General features: G+C 70.8%; 13 protein-coding genes. 3 read left to right on the top strand and 10 right to left on the bottom strand.

All coding sequences use genetic code 11. From position 1 onward, the window contains the following. Positions 1–24: 24 nt before the first annotated feature. Positions 25–861, bottom strand: a complete 837-nt coding sequence (locus AB0J04_RS13025; protein WP_363168437.1) for a mycofactocin-coupled SDR family oxidoreductase — start codon at positions 859–861, stop codon at positions 25–27. A 189-nt stretch (positions 862–1,050) separates the two neighbouring features. Between AB0J04_RS13025 and AB0J04_RS13020 the strand changes: the two genes are divergently transcribed. Further along, the gene (locus AB0J04_RS13020; protein ID WP_363168436.1) at positions 1,051–1,653 is read left to right on the top strand and encodes a helix-turn-helix domain-containing protein; all 603 of its coding nucleotides are present in this window, start codon (positions 1,051–1,053) and stop codon (positions 1,651–1,653) included. Positions 1,654–1,887: 234 nt separating this feature from the next. On the opposite strand, the gene AB0J04_RS13015 is transcribed toward AB0J04_RS13020, so the two are convergent. The 4 genes from AB0J04_RS13015 to AB0J04_RS13000 form a co-directional block, all read right to left on the bottom strand. Next, positions 1,888–2,844: an LLM class F420-dependent oxidoreductase gene (locus AB0J04_RS13015; RefSeq protein ID WP_363168435.1), complete on the bottom strand. Its 957-nt coding sequence runs from the start codon at positions 2,842–2,844 to the stop codon at positions 1,888–1,890. A 75-nt stretch (positions 2,845–2,919) separates the two neighbouring features. Further along, the gene (locus tag AB0J04_RS13010; RefSeq protein WP_363168434.1) at positions 2,920–4,365 is read right to left on the bottom strand and encodes a FadD3 family acyl-CoA ligase; all 1,446 of its coding nucleotides are present in this window, start codon (positions 4,363–4,365) and stop codon (positions 2,920–2,922) included. Between the two features lie 38 nt (positions 4,366–4,403). Then, the gene (locus tag AB0J04_RS13005) at positions 4,404–5,585 is read right to left on the bottom strand and encodes an amidohydrolase family protein (protein ID WP_363168433.1); all 1,182 of its coding nucleotides are present in this window, start codon (positions 5,583–5,585) and stop codon (positions 4,404–4,406) included. A gap of 35 nt (positions 5,586–5,620) precedes the next feature. After that, on the bottom strand, positions 5,621–7,183 hold the full coding sequence (locus AB0J04_RS13000; protein ID WP_363168432.1) for an AMP-binding protein: 1,563 nt from the start codon (positions 7,181–7,183) through the stop codon (positions 5,621–5,623). Between the two features lie 188 nt (positions 7,184–7,371). Here AB0J04_RS13000 and AB0J04_RS12995 point away from each other — a divergent pair, with 188 nt between their 5' ends. After that, on the top strand, positions 7,372–8,415 hold the full coding sequence (locus tag AB0J04_RS12995; protein WP_363168431.1) for a dihydrodipicolinate reductase: 1,044 nt from the start codon (positions 7,372–7,374) through the stop codon (positions 8,413–8,415). A gap of 141 nt (positions 8,416–8,556) precedes the next feature. Further along, positions 8,557–9,462 (top strand): LLM class F420-dependent oxidoreductase, encoded by a 906-nt coding sequence (locus AB0J04_RS12990; RefSeq protein ID WP_363168430.1) that lies wholly within the window; start codon positions 8,557–8,559, stop codon positions 9,460–9,462. A gap of 70 nt (positions 9,463–9,532) precedes the next feature. Here the strand turns inward: AB0J04_RS12990 and AB0J04_RS12985 are convergent, their stop codons facing one another. The 5 genes from AB0J04_RS12985 to mftE form a co-directional block, all read right to left on the bottom strand. After that, entirely contained in the window at positions 9,533–10,324 is a 792-nt protein-coding gene (locus AB0J04_RS12985; protein WP_363168429.1) for an enoyl-CoA hydratase, read from the bottom strand. A 31-nt stretch (positions 10,325–10,355) separates the two neighbouring features. Beyond that, positions 10,356–11,537 carry an acyl-CoA dehydrogenase family protein gene (locus AB0J04_RS12980; RefSeq protein WP_363168428.1) on the bottom strand — a complete coding sequence of 394 codons (1,182 nt, stop codon included), beginning with the start codon at positions 11,535–11,537 and terminating at the stop codon, positions 10,356–10,358. Further along, entirely contained in the window at positions 11,521–12,528 is a 1,008-nt protein-coding gene (locus AB0J04_RS12975; protein WP_363168427.1) for an acyl-CoA dehydrogenase family protein, read from the bottom strand. Before AB0J04_RS12975 ends, AB0J04_RS12980 begins: the two co-directional genes overlap by 17 nt. A 130-nt stretch (positions 12,529–12,658) precedes the next feature. Beyond that, positions 12,659–14,110, bottom strand: a complete 1,452-nt coding sequence (mftF, locus tag AB0J04_RS12970) for a mycofactocin biosynthesis glycosyltransferase MftF (RefSeq protein WP_363168426.1) — start codon at positions 14,108–14,110, stop codon at positions 12,659–12,661. Then, positions 14,107–14,829 (bottom strand): mycofactocin biosynthesis peptidyl-dipeptidase MftE, encoded by a 723-nt coding sequence (gene mftE, locus AB0J04_RS12965; protein ID WP_363168425.1) that lies wholly within the window; start codon positions 14,827–14,829, stop codon positions 14,107–14,109. The genes mftF and mftE overlap by 4 nt, the downstream gene beginning before the upstream one ends. Between the last annotated feature and the right edge of the window lie 6 nt (positions 14,830–14,835).

Genomic DNA, 14,835 nt, shown 5'->3' with positions numbered 1-14,835 from the left:
GTCGGCCCCGCACCCGTGCGGTGGTTACTTGAGCATGGCCCCCGCGTCGATGGTCTGTGTGCTGCCCGTGACGTAGCGGCCTTCGTCCGAGGCGAGATAGAGGATGGCGTTGCTGATGTCGCGCGGCTCGACCCAGGGCGTGGGCAGGAGGTGCATTCCCTGCGACACGGCGGCGAAGTCGTCGACGGTGGGGTGCTCCAGGTCCGGGCGGAACATCCGATACGTCTTGTCGTGCATGACCATGGGCGTGTTGACCTGGGTCGGGTGGACCGAGTTGACGCGGATGTTGTGCTCGCCGAGCTCCCAGGCCAGCGTGCGCATGAGGCCGACGACGCCGTGCTTGGCGGCGATGTAGTGCCCGATGTTGGCGTGGCCCCGCAGGCCGCCGACGGAGCTGGTCAGGATGATCGAGCCGCCCCTGCCGCCCGCGATGATGTGCGGGATGGAGACCTTGGCGGTCAGCCACACGCCGGTGAGGTTGACGTCGATCATGTCGCGCCAGGTCTTCTCGTCCATCTCGTGCATCCGCTTGCCTTCGCTGCCGAGCCCCGCGTTGGCACAGACGATGTCCAGGCGTCCGAACCGTTCCACGCCCTCGGCCACGGCGGCATCGAGCGCCTGGAGGTCGCGTACGTCGGCCTGCACGGCGTGGATGCGCCGGCCCAGCTTCTGCACCTGCTCGACCGTCTCGTTCAGGTCATCCGGTGTCGACATCGCGAACGTGACGCCGTCGAGCTGCTTGCACACGTCGACGGCGATGATGTCGGCGCCCTCTTCGGCGAGCCGCACGGCGTGGCTGCGCCCCTGGCCACGCGCCGCTCCCGTGATGAACGCCACTTTGCCTTCTACTCGTCCGGGCATGGATACCTCGTTCCTGGTGAAGGTGGTGCACGGTGTTGAGTACGCGGAATCAAGTTCGGGGACGGGTCCGGCCCTCCGTCCGGATGAGGAAGGCGCGTCGAGCACGCCACGTGCTGAACGAGTGTTTAATCAAGGTGCTGAACGACTGTTTAACACCCGCGCTTCGCGACCGTCAAGCACAATGACCGCATGACTGCCGCACCTCGCCGAATGGGCGCCGAGAACTCCAAGACGCGCCTGCTGCTGCTCGACATCACGGAGCGGCTGATGCTGGAGGAGGGGTACGCGGCCGTCGGCGTACGGCGGGTGGCGCGTGAGGCCGAGGTGGCCCCGGCGCTGGTCCTGTACTACTTCCGCGCGCTCGACGACCTGTTTCTCGCCGTACTGCGGCGGCGCGCGGAGCGGGAGTCGGAGCGCGTGGTCCGCGCCCTCGACGGCCCCCAGCCGCTGCGCGCGCTGTGGAAGCTCAACAGTCATCCCGGCAACGCGCTCACCACGGAGTTCACCGCGTTGGCCAACCACCGCAAGTCGATCCGCGCCGAACTCGCCGCCCACGCGGAGCGCTACCGGGAGGCCCAGGTCGAGGCCCTCACCCGCAGGCTCGCGCAGACGGGCGTGGAACTGCCGCCCGGGACGTCCCCGGCGGTGCTCCAGATGCTCACCAACGCGCTCGGCAGGACCCTCACGATGGAGACCACCATGGGCGTGTCGACCCGGCACGCGGAGACCCACGCCTTCGTGGAGAGCCTTCTCAGCCGGTACGAGGGTGCGCCCACGGAATCCGGCGAGTAGTGGGGGCGGCGCTCGGCTTCATCGCCATATTCGCGAGAACACGCTTCTCGACCCGGCGGTCCCCACCCGGCCCGTCGGGCGGCACCCGCGGCTGATGCCGGTGCACCCGCCATGGGGTCGCCGGCGTGGGACGACGCGAAGGCGGGCTCGTCGATACCGGTCTCCGCTGCGAGGGCCCGCCGGAAGCCGTCGTGCGTGACGAACAGCGCCGAGCGCCATTCGGCGGGCCGATGGTCACCGCAGGTCCGCGGCGATGGCGGCCACCGCGTCACGGGTTCTGCGCTTCGACGCGACCAGTTCGTCGCGCCCCTCGCCGATGGGCAGCAGCCGTACGGACAGGTCGGTCACGCCCGCGTCGGCGAACCGCTGGAAGCGGGCCCTGATCGCCGTCTCGTCGCCTGCCGCGCACAGATCGCCGACGTCGCGCGCGTCCCCGTACTCCAGCAGGCGCTGGTAGTTGGGCGAGATCTCGGCCTCGCCGAGGATGCGGTTGGCGCGCTCACGCGCGGCGTCGACCTCGGAGGGAAGGCACAGGCAGACGGGGATGCCGGCGACGATCCGCGGCGCCGGGCGCCCGGCGTCCTGTGCGGCCTTGGTGATGCGCGGCACCACGTGGTCGGCGACGGAGCGTTCGTCGGCCATCCACAGCACGGTCCCGTCGGCCCGCTCCCCCGCGATGCGCAGCATGACGGGGCCGAGCGCGGCGACCAGGACGGGCAGCGGCGCGACCGGTGCGAGGCCGAGCGGATTGTGGACCGTGAAGGTGGCGTTCTCGACGTCCACCGAACTCGTCCCGCCGACGGCCGAGTCGAGCACGTCGAGATAGTCACGGGTGTACGCGGCCGGCTTCTCGTAGGGCAGGCCGAGCATGTCCTTCACGATCCAGTGGTGCGAGGCGCCGACGCCGAGTGCGAGGCGCCCCTGGGCGGCGGCATGGGTGGACAGGGCCTGGCGGGCCAGGGCGACGGGGTGCTGGGCGTGGACCGGCACGACGGCCGTGCCCAGCTCGATGCGCGAGGTCACCGATCCCATGAGAGCGATGGCGGTCAGCGCGTCGAAGTCGGTGGGCACCTGTGGCACCCACACCGTGTCGAAGCCGGCCTCCTCCGCCCACCGCGCGTCGTCGAGCATGCGGGCGGCCTTGCGCGCGGTGTCGCCCCGCTCGGGGCCGGACATCACTCCGATACGCATGATGGGTCTCAGTCCTCACGGTCGGCGGTCACGGTTTCGCGGGGCAGGCCGGACGGGTGCGAACGGCGTCGTCCGTCACGGGAGTCGAGGCTCCTGCTCGTGCGTCGGCGCGTCCTGGGCCAGCTGGTCCTTGAGGACCTTGCCGGTGGCTCCCAGGGGCAGCGCGTCGCGGAACTCGATGTGCCGGGGCACCTTGAACCCGGCCATCCGCTCCCGGCTCCAGTCGATGAGTTCGGCGGCGGTGATCGGTTCGCGTGTCACCACGAAGGCCTTGCCGACCTGGCCCATCCGGTCGTCGGGCACGCCGATGACCGCGGCCTGGGCCACCGCGGGATGTTCGAGCAGAAAACCCTCGACCTCGGCGGGGTAGGCGTTGAAGCCTCCGACGATGAACATGTCCTTCTTGCGTCCGACGATCCGCAGCCGACCCTCCTCGTCGAGCGTGCCCAGATCGCCGGTGTGCAGCCAGCCGTCGGGGTCGATCGCCTCGGCGGTGGCGGCGGGGTCGTCGAGGTAGCCGCGCATCACCGCGTAGCCGCGCACCAGTACCTCGCCGTCGTCGGCGATGCGCACCTCGAAGCCTTCGCACGGTCGTCCCACCGTCGTGGCGACGGCCTCGTACGGGTCGCCCGGCCGGGATGCGGACACCGTGCCCGCTTCGGTGAGGCCGTAGCCCGTCATCAGGTGACGGAAAGGGAGTTCGGTGGTGACACGGTGCACGAGCTCGACGGGGATGTCGGCCGAGCCGGTGACCCCGACGCGCAGGGAGGACAGGTCGCGCCCCGCCGGGGCCTGAAGCAGCGAGTGGTAGAGGGTGGGCGGCCCGGGCAGAACCGTCACGCGCTCGCGCTCGACCAGGTCGAGCACCACGTCCGTGTCGAACACGGGGACCGGCAGCATCGTGGCGCCGCGCAGGAACGAGGCCACGAGGCCCGCCTTGTAGCCGAAGATGTGGAAGTACGGGTTGACCATGAGATAGCGGTCGCCCTGCCGCAGGCCGGCCAGCTCGCACCACTCGTCGTACAGGCGCAGTGTCTGCCCGTGGGTGGTCATGACGCCCTTGGGGCGGCCCGTGGTGCCCGAGGTGAAGACGATGTCGGCGATGTCGTCCTCGTCCACCTCTCGTTCGAACGCGCTGCCCGAGGCGAGGAATCCGGACGTCACGTCGATCACCGGGACGCCCTCGGGTCCGGTGAACTCCCGGTCCAGGAAGCCGTTCTGAACCAGTACCGCCTTGGCTCCGCTGCGGCGCACGATGTCGTGCGCCTCGGCGTCCTTGAACCGGGTGTTCACCGGTACGAGGACGCCCCCGGCGGCCGTGAGACCGAAGGCCGCGACGATCCAGGCGGCCGAGTTGGGGGCCCACAGCGCCACCCGGTCGCCCTTGCGGATGCCGAGTTCGTAGGCATAGGCGCCCGCGGCGACCCGGATCCGCTCGGCGAGTTCGCGGAACGTGAGGCGCAGCTCACCGTCGACGACGGCCTCCGCGTCGCCGAACCGGTCGCCGGCGCTGAGTGCCATCGCGGGGATGCTGCGCCACTTCAGGGGGCCGGCGGCACTCATGGGGCCATCAGGCGGGCCAGGTTGCCGCCCATCACCTTCGCCTTGTCGGTGTCGTCGAGCTTGCCGAGGAAGTCCACGTACGTGACAGGGTCCGCGAGACCCTCCGGGTGCGGGTAGTCGGAGCCGAACAGGACCCGTTCGATGCCGATGAGGTCACCGAGGGCGGCCATGTCCTCCTCCCAGAACGGGCTGATGTGGATGTGCCGCTTGAAGACCTCGACCGGGTTCTCCTGGAACTCGTGCGGCATCTTCTTGTACACATCGCGAAGACGGCCCAGCACCGGCTCCACCCAGGAGGCGCCCTGCTCGATCACCGCGACCTTCAGCTCGGGGAAGCGCGAGAGCATGCCGTGGCAGATCATCGAGGCCACGGCGTCCTCGATGGGGCGCCATTCGGCGATCTGCCGGAACGCGTTGGGCTTGAAGGGCAGGAACTCGCGGGTGCCGCCCTCCCAGTCGTTGGCGTAGTCGGAGTAGCCGCTGTCGGAGGAGTGGAAGGTGACGAGCACGCCGAGCTCCTGCACGCGCTTCCAGAACGGGTCGAACTCGGGCAGCGCGAAGGAGCGGGTGACACCGCCCGGGCCCGGCACGGGCGCGGGGCGGACGAGGATCGCGCGGGCGCCGCGCTCCACCACCCAGTTCAGCTCCTCGATCGCCTTGTCCACGTACGGCAGGGTGATCACGGGCACTGTGAAGATGCGGTCCTTGTAGACGAAGCCCCAGGTTTCGTGAAGCCACTCGTTGAGCGCGTGGATGACCGCGTGGATCAGTTCCGGGTCGTCCTTCATCCGCTCCTCGATGAGGCTCGCGAGCGTGGGGAACATCAGGGAGCGCTGGATGCCGAGGTCGTCGAGGAGCTGCAGCCGCGGCCCCGGTTCACGGAAGGCCGGGATGGAACGCATCGGTTCACCGAAGATCTCGCGGCGGGTCTTGCCGTCGGGGTTGCCGAGCTTGAAGTACTCCTCCATCGCTCCCGGCCGGGCGACGACGTCGAAGGTCGGGTTCGGGATGTACTCGCTGATCTGGCCGCGGATCGCGATTTTCGTACGGCCGCGGACGTCGACGTACTCGATCGCCCCGTCGTACTGCTTGGGGAGGTACCTGGTCAGCGCCTCCCTGGTCTCGTAGAGGTGATTGTCCGCGTCGAAGAGCGGATAGGGCAGAGTGCGGGAAGACATGGAATCCTCCTTGGCTGATTTGGAGAATCATATTCTCACCGCAAGTTCGAGGCAATGTCCCTACGGAGCACGAACTTCTTGACCTTGCCGCTGGCGGTGCGCGGGAAATCGTCGACGGCGTGCACCTCCTCGGGCCACTTCTGGCGGGCGATCCCGGAGCTCTCGAAGTGCGCGCGCAACTCCGCCAGATCCGGGGCCTGTCGGCCGGGCAGCATGCGCAGCACCGCCGCCGCGTGCTCGCCCAGCCGGGCGTCGGGGGCGGCGACCACGGCGGCCTCGGCGACTCCGGGCATGCCGAGCAGTATTTCCTCGACCTCCAGGGCGCCGATGTTCTCGCCGCCGCGGATGATGACGTCGGCCTTCCGGTCGGTGATCGACAGGAAGCCGTCCGCGTCCAGGACGCCGATGTCACCGGTCCGGTACCAACCCTCCGCGTCGAAACACGACTTGGTCAGTTCGGGATCGGTGTAGCCGAGGCACAGGTCGGGTCCGCGGGTGAGGATCTCGCCGTCCTCGTCGAGCCGCAGCTCCACCCCGTCGAGCGGTGCGCCGTCCGTGTGCAGCCGCACGCGGGCGGGGCCGTCGTGCGGGGCCCAGGTGACGGAGGGGTGTTCGGTCGAGCCGTAGGAGCGGAACGCCCTGATCCCGAGGCCCTCCAGACGGGTCGTCACGGCCGACGGGACGGTGGAGCCGCCGAGCCCCGCGTACTTGAGTCTGGCCACATGCTCCGGGGAGCAGTCCGGATGGTCGAGCAGGCTCGTCATGTAATAGGTCGCTCCGCCACCCACGACCAGGTTCTCGCGTGCGATGAGGTCGAGCGCCTGCGCCGGGTCCCAAACGTCGCCGAGATTGACGGGCGAGCCGTCGAGCACCGGGATCAGGAACGCGTTGATCATCCCGATGAAGTGGCCGACCGGGGCCACGGTGAACTGCTCCCCCCGGTCCGGCGGGTAGGCCGCCGACAGCTGGCGCGTCTCGCACACCAGGGTCTGGTGGCTGTGCACCACGCCCTTCGGGTCGCGGGTGGTCCCGGAGGTGAAGGCGATCAGGGCGGGAGCCGCCGGGTCGACGGGCAGGGTGCCGGCCATCGGTTCGTCGGCGAGCAGGTCGTCGAAGTCGCGCCCCACGACCCCCACGGTCGGTACGGCGGCGCTGAGTTCGGGACGGAACTCCTGGCGGCCGAAGCGTTCGGCGGCGAAGAAGGCGCTCGGCCGGGTCGAGCGCAGTATGTAGCCGACCTCCTTCGGCCCGTAGAAGTGCACGATGGGCACGACCACTGCGCCGAGGAGCGCCGAGGCCCAGAACACGGCCGCCGCCTCCATCCAGTTGGGCAGCTGGAACGCGATGGTGTCGCCCGGCCCGACGCCGCGCTCACGCAGCCCGGCCGCGAGCCGGCGCGCCGCCCGCTCCACGTCGCCGAAGGTGCCGGACCAGGGGCGTACCCGCGAGTGCACGCGGAACTCGGTGTCGGGGACCGCCCGCAGACGCTCCGTCAGCAGGTCTCCGAGGGTCTCGCGGGTCCACAGACCCGCTGCCTCATAGCGCTGGGCCAGCTCCGGCGGGATCGTCCTGAGTGAGGTGACCGGGATCGTCGGCATAGGAAGAACCAACCTCCTCGTGAGATGCTCACCTGCATGAGAATTGAACTCTCTCAGAGAGAGAAGGTGAGATCCATACATCGCGCACGACCACGGTTCCCACCGGCCGGGACGGCGGTCCTGGTCCACTCGGCACGACGGAACCTGCGATATTAACATTCTCGATTATCGAGAGTAATGTTTCCGACATGACGGAGCCGATCCGCACGTACCGCGTCGTCCAGTGGGCGACCGGCAACATCGGGAGTCGCACGCTGCGCGGGGCCGCCGAGCATCCCTGGCTCGATCTGGTCGGCGTCCATGTGCACAGCGCGGCGAAGGCGGGCCTGGACGCTGGTGAGTTGGGCGGCTGTGCGCCGCTCGGCGTCCGCGCCACGACCGAACTCGACGACGTGCTCGCCCTGAAGCCGGACTGCGTGCTGTACGCGCCGCGCGAACTCGACGCGGACGCCGTGTGCGCGCTCCTGGCCTCCGGGATCAACATCGTCTCCACACGCACCGACTTCCACCACCCGGCCGCCATGGACCAGGCTCTGCGCGGCCGTGTCGAGGCGGCCTGCGACGAGGGCGGCAGCAGCATTCACAGCACCGGCAGCAGCCCCGGGTTCGTGACAGAGGCCCTGCCGCTCGTGCTCGCGTCCCTGCAGCGGCGCCTCGAAGGGATGCTGGTCGAGGAGTTCGCCGATCTGTCGCGGCGTCCGTCGCCGGAGCTTCTCTTCGACGTGATGGGCTTCGGCAGCCGACAGGAGGAGTTCGACCAGCGGCGGCTGGCCTCTTTGCGGGCGAGCTTCGCGCCGTCGCTGCGCGTGGTCGCCGACGCGCTGGGGCTGCCCGTCGAACGTTGCCAGGCACACGGCGAGTTCGCGTACGCGCGCTCTCGGACCACGATCGCCGCCGGGGTGCTCGACGCGGGGACGGTCGCCGCTCAACGCGTCACGGTCGCCTGGACCCGCGCGGGTCGGTCGGTCCTGCGGTTCCGGGCGACCTGGTACTGCACCGAGGACCTGGACCACGACTGGGAACTGCGCGACAACGGATGGCGGCTGACCGTCGACGGCGACGCCCCGCTCGACGTGTCCATCCGCTTCCCGGTGGCTCCCGAGAACGCGGCCGCCACCTACCCCGCGTACACCGCCAACCGCGCGGTCAACGCGGTGCCTTGGGTCTGCGCGGCTCCGGCCGGGATCCTGACGACCACGGACCTGCCGCACCTGGTGTCGCCCTTCGCCTGAGGGCGCGGGCCGCGGGCCGCCCGTACGGGGCGAAGAGACCCCGCCCATGCGTCAAGCCCCTCGCATGGGTACACCCCCGACGGACGCGCCAGCGGGCCGGCACAGCCCGCAGATCCGTACATAACCGGAGGATGTGTGACGATGCGATTCCTGTTTCACTACCCGGAGGCGCACGGGCCGGACGCCGACCTGCTGGACGCCGGCCGACTGACCGAAGTCGCCCGTGCCGCCGAGGAGTTCGGCTTCTCCGGCCTCTCCTTCAGTGAGCATCCGGCGCCCGGGGCTCGCTGGCTGACGCACGGCGGCCACCAGACCCTCGACCCGTTCGTCGCGCTCGGCCACGCCGCCGCCGTGACCACCCGACTGCGGCTTCTCACCTATCTGGCCGTCGCCCCGTACCGCAACCCGCTGCTGCTCGCCAAGCAGGCGGCCACACTCGACCGCCTCTCCGGCGGGCGGCTGATCCTGGGCCTCGGGGCCGGGTACCTCAAGGGCGAATACCACGCTCTGGGCGTCGACTTCGAGGAGCGCAACGCCCTGTTCGACGAGGTCCTGGACGTGCTGCCGCTGCACTGGAGCGGTGAGCCGTTCAGTTACGAGGGCCGGCACTTCAGCGCCCGTGACGTGGTCGCCCTGCCACGCCCCGCACAGCGGCCGATACCGATCTGGATCGGCGGCAACTCACGTCTGAGCAGGCACCGGGCCGCGCAGCGGGCGCAGGGGTGGATGCCGATGTCGGGCGGCGCGGAACTCAGCGCCACCGCACGGACCCCCGCGCTCGGCCCGCTGCCGGAACTCGCCCGGTCCATCGGCGAGGTGAGAGCGGCGGCGACGACGACGGGACGCGACGACGCCGTCGTCGACGTACTGTACTCCTACCACGACGACGGCCTGACGGATCCGGCTGTCGACGCGGACCGCCACCGGGAGGCGTTCGCCGCACTGGAGAAGGCCGGTGTGACGTGGACGGCCGTGTCGTGTCCGCACCGGTCGGCGACCGCGACCCTGGAATTCCTGGAGTCGTTCGGCACGACGTACGCACCCTGAGCGGAGCTCAGGCGCCAGGCGGAGGGGATCACCGCGCCCTGCGCCTTCCCGGTGCGCGAGGGCGCGCCGATCAGGCCTGTTTGATGTGCTCCTTCATCTCGGCGAGCCGGGTCAGGACCGGATAGCCGTCCACGCTCAACGCGTTGCCGTGCCCGGTCTGATGGATGTCGAACGCCGACTGCAACGCCGCATGGAAGCCCTGCACGTCGAGCGTCTGGTTCACCGCCCGCTTGGCCTGCCGCAAACCGAACGCCGGCATCCGCGCGATCCGCTCCGCCAACTCCCGCGTCGCCACGTCCAACTCCCCCAGCGGCACCACCCTGTTCACCATCCCGACCTGCTCCGCCTCTGCCGCCGTCAGCGCCCGCCCGGTGAACAGGATCTCCTTCGCCTTTCGCGCACCCAACTCCCACGTGTGACCGTGGTACTCCACCCCACCGATCCCCATCCGCACCACCGGATCCGAGAACTCCGCGTTCTCCGCCGCCACGATCAGATCGCACGGCCAGCACAGCATCAGCCCCGCCGCGATGCACTTCCCCTGCACCGCCGCGATCGACGGCTTGGGCACATTCCGCCACCGCAACGAATAGCCCAAGTAGCGCCGCGCCTCGGTGTCGTTGATCCACTCCAGGGTCAGGTCCTTCGGTTCCGGCCAGCGGTCCTTGAGGTCGTGGCCGGCCGAGAAGTGCTTTCCGTTGGCGCGCAGCACGATCACCCGCACCTCGTCGTCCTCGGCCGCACGCGTCCAGGCGGCGTCGAGTTCGTCGAGCAGCGCCATCGTCTGAGCGTTGGCCGCCTCGGGACGGTTGAGCGTGATGGCAGCGATGCCGTCACTCACCTCGTACAGGATCTGATCCATGGGCGTCCTCACTTCGATGGCAGGTGTTCGCTCAGCCGCGCGGCAGGCCGAGCACGCGCTGGGCGATGATGCCGCGCTGGATCTCGGACGTGCCGCCCGCGATGGTGCCGCCGAAACTGCGCGCATAGCGGTGGAACCAGCCGGCGAAGGCGTCGTCGTAACTCATGTGGTAGTACGGCGCGGTATGCGTGGGGTGGATGAGCCCCTCGGGCCCGGCTGCCTCCAGGGCCCGCTCCAGCGCCTCTTGCGTGGCCTCCGAGCCGAGCACCTTCAGCACGGACAGCGAGGGTACGTCCGTCTCACCGCGGGCAGCGCGCGCCAGGGCGGCCACACCGAGCAGGGTCAGTGCCTGCCGGTCCATGACCAAGGTGGCGTACCAGTCCTTCTCCAGTGGCGTGGAGGGGCGGAAGTCCCGCAGCAGATCGCTCATCCGCTCGGCGTCGCCCAGCCACATCAGGGTGCGCTCGTGGCCGAGCGAGCCGTTGGCCACGCGCCAGCCCTCGTCGAGCGGTCCGACGAGGTTCTCGGCGGGAACCCTCACGTCGTCGAAGAAGACCTCGTTGAAGTCCTTGTGCTCCGGGCCGGTGAAGGAGGCGAAGGGGCGGCGGGTCACGCCTGGGGTGTCGGTGGGGATCAGCAGCACGCTGATCCCCTTGTGCTTGGGGGCGTCGGGGTCGGTGCGTACGAAGGTGAGCAGGACGTCGGCGTCGTGGGCGCCGGAGGTCCACACCTTCTGGCCGTTGACCGTGAAGTGGGTTCCGTCGTCGGAGAGTCGGGCGCGGGTGCGCAGCGAGGCGAGGTCGCTTCCCGCGCCGGGCTCGCTCATGCCGAGGGCCGCGGTGATCTCCGCGCGCAGGATCGGCACGGCCCAGCGGCGCTGCTGCTCGTGGGTGCCGAAGGAGAGCAGGGAGGCAGCGATGATGCCGACGCCCTGCGGGTTGAAGCTGTGGAAGATGCGGCGCCGGGCGAGCTCTTCCAGGTGCACGTACTGCTGCACCACGGTGGCATTGCGCCCGCCGAACTCGGGCGGGTTACCGGGCAGCAGCCAGCCCGCCTCGAACTGGGTTCGCTGCCAGCGGCGGGCCCACTCGGGCAGGTGGGCCGAGGAGCGGGAGCGTTCGACGGCCTCGGCCTCGGTCGGCAGATGCGCGTCCAGGAACGCCGCGAACTCGGCCCGGAACGAATCGACTTCGTCGTCAAAGGTCAGTCGCATGGCCGTCCCCCACGATGTCGGCGATGCGAGCCCGGTGCTCGGCCGCTCCCCCGAGCAGCAGCTCGCCGGCCTTGGCCCGCTTGAGCGCGAACTGCAGATCGTTCTCCCAGGTGTTCCCCATCGCCCCGAACAGCTGGACGCCGTGCCGGAACAGCAGGGCCTGGCACTCCCCCGCCGACGCCTTGGCCATGGCGGCGGCCAGGACCCGGCGCGGGTCGTCGGCCGCGATCACCATCATCGCGAAGTAGGCCAGCGCACGGGCCCGTTCGATCGCCACGTGCATGTCGGCCGCCTTGTGCTGGACGGCCTGGAAGGAGCCGATCGGAGCGTCGAACTGGCGGCGGCCGCGGACGTGTTCAAGGGTCAGGTCGAGGATCCGGCGGCACGCGCCGACCATCGTCATCGCCAGTCCTGCGAGCGCGAGGTGGTGGGCGCGCTCCGGATCGGCCGCGCTGCGCGCCTCCTCACCGACCCGCACTCCCTCGAACGTCACGTCGGCGACGTGCAGCAGTGGATCGAACACCGGCAAGGGGGTGACGGTGACCCGATCGGCGGGCACCACGAAGACGCCCTCGCCGGTGACGACGGCGAACCGCTCCGCCCGGTCTCCGTCCAACACGTACCTGCCGGTGCCGGTGAGGGTCACGGCGCCCGCGGACCGGGAGGCGTCCACCCCGGCGAAGACGGCGGTGCCGGACCGCCCGTCTCCCGTCGCCGCCGGGGCGAGCGGCGCGAACTGGGTCATGGTCGCCAGGTACGGCGTTGGATCGACGGCGTGCCCCAACTCCTCGAGCACGATGCCGAGTTCGACGGCGTCCGACGGATCGGTGAACTCGGTCCAGCCCAGCTTCCGATAGGTGCGCCACAGCGGCGCGGGATCGGCTCCGTCGTCCGACACCGACCGGACGAGGGCGGGTGTGCACTCCTTGGAGACGGCTTCCCGGACGGTCCGTTGCCACAGTCGCTGATCCGGGTCGAACTCGAAGAGCATCTCGGCCTCCCTGCCTGCGCTCCCTCACACACCGAAGGAGAATATCATTCTCGCCTAACGGAAGTAATGGTCTCGTGCGATCGAACGCCCGGCCGTCCCTCGCCCCGCGGGTGGAAGCGGTCGTCGGCCTTCATGCCCGCTTCTCGTTGCGCCGGGTGCGGGCGACACGGGGACGCAGAGCGGCCGTCGAGCGGCCCTCGAGCGCGGAGAGCCAGACGCCGCTGCCATAGGCGAGGTCGTCGAGACGGCGGGCGGCGGCGTAGCGGACGGGATCGAGCCGTGTCGGGGCCGAGCGCCGTTCGAGCGATTCCAGGGCGATGTCGGCGACCGCCGCGACGGCCGTGGCCCGGCGCAACCGCCGCGATGCCACACAGCCCACGGCGGTCAGCGGCCACCAGTGGCGGGTCAGCAGGGCCGCGCCCTGGGCGACGGCCGAAACGGCGCCCAGGCCGGTGAGGCGGGCGGCGTGCCACAACGGGCGCTCGATGCCCTTCAGCCTGACGGCGTTGCGGGCGGTGGCGACGGCTGCGACGCCCCCGGCGACCGGCAGGGACCAGCGGCGCTGAGCGAGCAGGGCGACGAGGAACGCCGCGCTCCACGGCGCGAGCACGGCGGGGGCGATGTTGCCCGGGTGGCGACGGGCGAGGGGGTGGGCGCCGGTGCCGTAGACGGCCTTGCGCCGGAACCAGTCGGCGAGATCGACCCGATGTTCGTGGGCGGCCTGCACGGAGGGTTCGTACCGGATGCGTCCTCCGGCCGCGGTCAGCCGCCAGCACAGGTCGACGTCCTCCCCCACGCGCATCGTGGCGTCGAACCCGCCCGCGTCGGCGAGCGCTTCGGTACGCAGCACCATGCAGGCGCCGGGCACCCAGGAGACGGGGGTGCCGGGACGGACCGCAGCCGGGTGACTGCCCAGGTCGAGCGAGGAGCGGGCGCTCTCGTAGCGGCCGAGCCAGCGGTCGGAGCCGGCGCCGGGCAGGCCGGTGATCCGGGGCACGGACATGACGACGCCGGGGTCGGCGAAGTGCCGCAGCAGCGTGGGCACCGTGTCGGGCGCGAGCACGACGTCGGAGTCGACACATGCCACGTACGGCGTGGCGACCTCGCGCAACCCGGCGTTGCGGGCGCCCGCCGGGCCGAGGTTGTCGGCGAGTGGGATCACGCGGGCGCTGTGGCGCGCGGCGACGGCAAGGACGCGGTCGGGGTGGTGCGAGGCGTCGTCGACGACGATCACCGGGTCGTCCGTCGAGGCCCGGATGCTCGACAGGAGCCGGTCGAGCTGCTCGGGACGGTCGCGGACCGGGATGACGTAACTGCACACCGGGGCGCTGCCGTCGGCCGTGTCGGGCACGGGCGGCAGAGCGGTGACGACGGGGTGGGCGATGCCGGTGTCGAGCAGCCGGCCGGCGAGGACGGCGCCCGCCCGGTCGCGCACCCGCAGTGTGCGGGCGGCCAGCAGCCGGCGGGCCCGTGGCGCCAGCCGCATCAGTCGGGTCGGATACCCGCCGAGGAGCGCGCGCCCGCCGTCGAGGACGCGGGTGTGCCGGTCAAGGGTGACGACGTAGCCGTACGGGAGCGTCATGCCTCCCCCGCTCCCTGCCGAGCGGCCGTACGGGACGGGTCGACGAGGCGGCCTCTGCAGTCCGCGAGGTCCGCGGTGACGAGGCGTACGGCTCTCGACACCATCGCCTCGACCAGGGCCCGCCCCTCCTCGGCGGTGGCGCCGGTCGGGTCGCCGAGCACGCCGTTCGGGGAGACGGCTCGCACGCCGTGGGCCATGAGGAGGGGCAGCAGTTCGGGCAGGGGGCGCGTGTCGCCGGGGGCCGCCTCGGACATCCGTACCTCGTCCGGGGCGAGGTGCAGCATGACGGAGGTCTCGGTGCGGCCTGCGTGGGCGTCGCCGCCGGGTGGGCCGCAGCTGAGCCAGGACACGTCGTGCCCCTCGTCGCGGAGTCGGGCGCAGGCCGCGTCGAGGGAGGTGACGTTGCCGCCGTGACCGTTGACGAGGACGACGCGGCCCGCCCACCGGGACAGTGACCGTACCGTCTCCACCAGGACGGCGCGCAGTGCCTCGTGGCCGATGGAGAGGGTGCCGGGGAAGCCGGCGTGCTCGCCGCTGGCGCCATAGGCGATGGCGGGCGCCAACACACCGTCGTACGTGGGGAGTTGTCGCAGCGTCGCGCGGGCCACGGATTCGGCGACAGTGCTGTCCGTGTGGAGGGGCAGATGCGGCCCGTGCTGTTCGGTTGAGCCGACGGGTACGAGGACCAGGGCGCTCGCGGGCACCGCCGGCCATGCCATGCACGC

It is taken from the genome of Streptomyces sp. NPDC050263 (assembly GCF_040655955.1).
GTDB lineage: Bacteria > Actinomycetota > Actinomycetes > Streptomycetales > Streptomycetaceae > Streptomyces.
This window is presented reverse-complemented; position numbering and strand designations above follow the sequence as displayed.

Excerpts from the sequence above, each read along its gene's own strand:
- mftF (WP_363168426.1), bottom strand. The coding sequence starts at position 14,110 with ATGACGCTCCCGTACGGCTACGTCGTCACCCTTGACCGGCACACCCGC.
- AB0J04_RS13000 (WP_363168432.1), bottom strand. The coding sequence starts at position 7,183 with ATGCCGACGATCCCGGTCACCTCACTCAGGACGATCCCGCCGGAGCTG.
- AB0J04_RS12995 (WP_363168431.1), top strand. The coding sequence starts at position 7,372 with ATGACGGAGCCGATCCGCACGTACCGCGTCGTCCAGTGGGCGACCGGC.
- AB0J04_RS13020 (WP_363168436.1), top strand. The coding sequence starts at position 1,051 with ATGACTGCCGCACCTCGCCGAATGGGCGCCGAGAACTCCAAGACGCGC.
- AB0J04_RS13010 (WP_363168434.1), bottom strand. The coding sequence starts at position 4,365 with ATGGCACTCAGCGCCGGCGACCGGTTCGGCGACGCGGAGGCCGTCGTC.
- AB0J04_RS12985 (WP_363168429.1), bottom strand. The coding sequence starts at position 10,324 with ATGGATCAGATCCTGTACGAGGTGAGTGACGGCATCGCTGCCATCACG.
- AB0J04_RS13015 (WP_363168435.1), bottom strand. The coding sequence starts at position 2,844 with ATGCGTATCGGAGTGATGTCCGGCCCCGAGCGGGGCGACACCGCGCGC.
- AB0J04_RS13025 (WP_363168437.1), bottom strand. The coding sequence starts at position 861 with ATGCCCGGACGAGTAGAAGGCAAAGTGGCGTTCATCACGGGAGCGGCG.
- AB0J04_RS12975 (WP_363168427.1), bottom strand. The coding sequence starts at position 12,528 with ATGCTCTTCGAGTTCGACCCGGATCAGCGACTGTGGCAACGGACCGTC.
- mftE (WP_363168425.1), bottom strand. The coding sequence starts at position 14,829 with ATGGCATGGCCGGCGGTGCCCGCGAGCGCCCTGGTCCTCGTACCCGTC.
- AB0J04_RS12990 (WP_363168430.1), top strand. The coding sequence starts at position 8,557 with ATGCGATTCCTGTTTCACTACCCGGAGGCGCACGGGCCGGACGCCGAC.
- AB0J04_RS13005 (WP_363168433.1), bottom strand. The coding sequence starts at position 5,585 with ATGTCTTCCCGCACTCTGCCCTATCCGCTCTTCGACGCGGACAATCAC.
- AB0J04_RS12980 (WP_363168428.1), bottom strand. The coding sequence starts at position 11,537 with ATGCGACTGACCTTTGACGACGAAGTCGATTCGTTCCGGGCCGAGTTC.